The sequence below is a fragment of the Psychrobacillus sp. genome, from assembly GCF_056205495.1.
This window is the reverse complement of record NZ_JBAEAP010000426.1, coordinates 1-3,435: the sequence shown is the minus strand read 5'-3', so window position 1 is coordinate 3,435 and position 3,435 is coordinate 1. Positions and strand designations below refer to the sequence as shown.

The 3,435-nt window shown below is 38.6% G+C and carries 3 protein-coding genes; 2 read left to right on the top strand and 1 reads right to left on the bottom strand.

Translation table 11 applies throughout. The annotated features are described in order from the left end of the window. Nucleotides 1–1,314: methyl-accepting chemotaxis protein (locus AC06OU_RS12490; protein WP_475856156.1), on the top strand; the 1,314-nt coding region annotated here is incomplete at its 5' end. Between the two features lie 160 nt (nucleotides 1,315–1,474). Beyond that, entirely contained in the window at nucleotides 1,475–3,157 is a 1,683-nt protein-coding gene (locus AC06OU_RS12485) for a methyl-accepting chemotaxis protein (protein WP_475856154.1), read from the top strand. On the opposite strand, the gene AC06OU_RS12480 is transcribed toward AC06OU_RS12485, so the two are convergent. Continuing rightward, nucleotides 3,154–3,435, bottom strand: a 282-nt coding sequence (locus AC06OU_RS12480) for a hypothetical protein (protein WP_475856153.1), incomplete at its 5' end; no start/stop codon positions are given. The genes AC06OU_RS12485 and AC06OU_RS12480 overlap by 4 nt on opposite strands.

Here is a 3,435-nt window from a genome sequence, read left to right as displayed (position 1 = left end):
ATTTCCAATCAAGTACTCATTGATCCATCTCAAATAAACACGTTAACAAAAGATGTTAAAACGATTAATGATAATATGATTTCTTTGCTAGATAAAATTGATGAGCAGGTTCAGCAGGATATGAATGCTACTGTTGGTGAGCTTTTGGATTACGAGCGCATTGCTATCATTTTTGTTATGTCTATTACAATTGTTGGAGCTGTCCTTGGAATAATCATTGCATTTTTAATCGGAAGAAGTGTTGCACGTCCGATTAAGCGGGTGACTTCCGGTCTGACAGAAATAGCAGGGGGTAATCTACATGTAGAGCCAATTCTTATTAAAAACAAAGATGAGGCTGGGGAAATGGCCACGGCATTTAACAAAATGTCAGCGGACCTCCGTATGATTGTTTCGAATGTACAGGAAACGTCTATGCAGCTTGCAGCTAATGCGGAAGAATTATCAGCCAGTTCAGAGGAAAGTTTAGCGAGCTCACAAATGGTAGCAAGCTCAGCTCATGAGCAAATGGCTAGCAGTGAACAGCAGGTACTCCATATGACAACTTCTATGGAAGGGATGTCGGAGCTTTCACAAGGAGTGAATGAAATTGCCTCTAATAATGGCGAGATGCTTAATTCTGCTAATAATGTTGGAATGCTTGTAAAACAGGGATCTGATGTCATCGAGGCGGTGGCACAACAGATGAGCACTATTCATGAGACGTTTAATGAAACAGCAACCAATATGAGAGATATGGAGAAGCATTCTAATGATATTCAAGGTATTACTACTCTTATTACACAAATCTCAGAACAAACAAATCTGCTTGCATTAAACGCTGCGATTGAAGCAGCTCGAGCTGGAGAATATGGAAAAGGATTCGCGGTCGTTGCAGACGAGGTACGAAAGCTTGCAGAGCAATCCAAAAATGCTGCATCTGAAATTGCTGAAATGGTTGGAGTCATCCAGGGAGCTACTGGAAATGCAGTAGTGGCCATCACTGCTGGAGAAGGCAAGGTTAAAGAAGGATTAGCGAAAACAAAAGAGTCCTTACGTGTGTTTGAGAATATTGAATCGGCCGTAGTAGAGGTAGGTTTTAAAGTGGAAACAGTTTCTAGTGCAATTAAGCAAATTCAGACGATTGCTCAAACTGTCACGGAGGGCTCTAGGGATGTTCAAAGACTCGCAGAAATTGTAGCACAAGGGGCTACTGATACTAGCGCAGCTACAGAACAACAACTTGCTTCTAATAATGAAATTACGTCTAATGCTCAATCTCTAGCAAATTTAGCAGAAAAATTACAAGATAATATAAGTCATTTTAAAATGTAGGTATAAAGGTTCTATACTTAATTTAAAAAGTGTAGAACTTTTTTATGCCATTAGAAATAAATATGTACATTTATCTATGTCAAAATACCTTATAAAGAGTATAATTATAGAGGTGCATTTTACTCATGTATGAAAATAATTACGGAAAAGGAGTTCCAAAATGAAATTATCAATTTCTAAAAAAATGTGGTTCGGGTTTTCATTTGTTTTACTTTTATTAGTTTTAATAAGTGTTATTTCTATTTTTACTTCTTATGACCTTGCAAATAAGTATAAAGATATTATTGATAAGGATATTGAAAAGATTAATTTAGTATCAGAAATTGAAGTAATTCAAAAGGATATGGCCACTGCTATTCTAGAGTTCGTTATGTTCGGTTCAGATGAGGCTGTCCAAAAATTTGATCAAGAAATAGAAAAGGGATCAGTCGCAGCTCGTGCTTTAATAGAATCTGTAAAGGATGAAGAGTCACAAAAGTTATTAAAGGACCTTCAAACAGAGACAGTACAGCTTTTTGAATCAAATGATAAAATAATCACGTCGAAAAAAAGCAATCAACCCTTTGAACAATATGCAGCAAAGTCAAGCGAGCTTAACGGCAATGCTTTAGCAATCTTGGGTGAGTTAAAACAAATTCAAGAAAAAAATATGCTACAGACTAGAGAAGAATTAGATACATATAATGATAAAATTAATATATTTATAATTATATTGGCAATCGCAAGTATTATTATAGGTATACTTGTTTCTCATTTCATCAGTAAAGGTATAGCTAACCCAATTCGTAAGGTGACAGGGGGCTTAGAGGAAATTGCAAACGGTAACCTGAAAGTAGAACCAATCGTTATTAAAAATAAAGACGAAGTTGGGGCAATGGCAGCTACCTTTAATAAAATGACAAGTGATTTACAACGTATCGTTTCTAACGTTCGCGATTCCTCTATGCAGCTTGCCGCTAATGCAGAAGAACTGTCTGCAAGCTCAGAGGAAAGCCTAGCATCCTCTCAAATGGTGGCAAAATCTGCAGAGGATCAAATGGCAGTAAGTGAAGAGCAAGTGAAGCATGTTGAAAACTCTGTGCAATCTATGTCTGAAATGCAACAAGGCGTATCAGACATTTCACAAAACAACAAAGAAATGCTGGAAGCAACTGATGGCGTGAAAAAACTCGTTACCAAAGGCTCTACAGTAGTATCTGGAGTAGCAAGTCAAATGAACACCATTCATGAGACATTCAAAGAAACAACAGAAATAATGAATAACATGGCTAAGCATTCCAATGAAATACAGTCCATTACAGCTTTAATCACGGACATCTCAGAGCAAACGAATCTACTTGCGCTGAATGCTGCAATTGAAGCAGCTCGTGCAGGCGAATATGGAAAAGGCTTCGCAGTAGTTGCAGAAGAAGTACGCAAGCTTGCTGAGCAATCCAAAAATTCTGCTTCTGAAATTGAATCCATGGTTAAACTAATCCAGTCCGCATCTTCTGAGGCAGTTAAAGCGATCACAACAGGTGGAGACAAGGTTGAGGATGGTCTTTCTAAGACAACCGAATCATTAGACGTGTTCAATGAAATTGAGTCCAGTGTAGAAGAAGTTGCAGTGAAAGTTGCAACCGTTACTACCGCAATTGAACATATTAAGGAAATGAGTAGCTCAGTAACAGCAAGCGCACAACAAGTAGAAAACTTGGCAAACCATGCAGCAGAGGGAGCAAGTGATACGAGTGCAGCTACCGAGCAGCAGTTAGCAGCAACCGAAGAAATTTCAACAAACGCACAAACATTGGCGACTCTTGCAGAAAAACTGCAAAGTGAAGTAAGCCATTTTAAAATCTAATAAATCGGGTTAACCCATAAAGAAGGCATTGTCACATATTGTGACGATGTCTTTTTTTTGTGCTGAAGAAAAGTGTTGCTCGAAAAAAGAGAAGTGTTGCGGTGACGGGACAAAGTGTCGCGCAGATGGGCGTGAGTGTTGCGGGAAATAAAAGCGTTGCGGGAAATAAGGAAAGCGTTGCGCGAATCAGGGAAGTGTTGCAGAGACGTGGCAAAGTGTTGCGCAAACCAACGTGAGTGTTGCGGGAAATAAAAGAGTTGCGGGAAATGAGGTAAGTG

What these genes read in the sequence shown, in the direction of transcription:
- AC06OU_RS12485 (WP_475856154.1), top strand. Translation starts at nt 1,475, where the DNA reads ATGAAATTATCAATTTCTAAAAAAATGTGGTTCGGGTTTTCATTTGTT.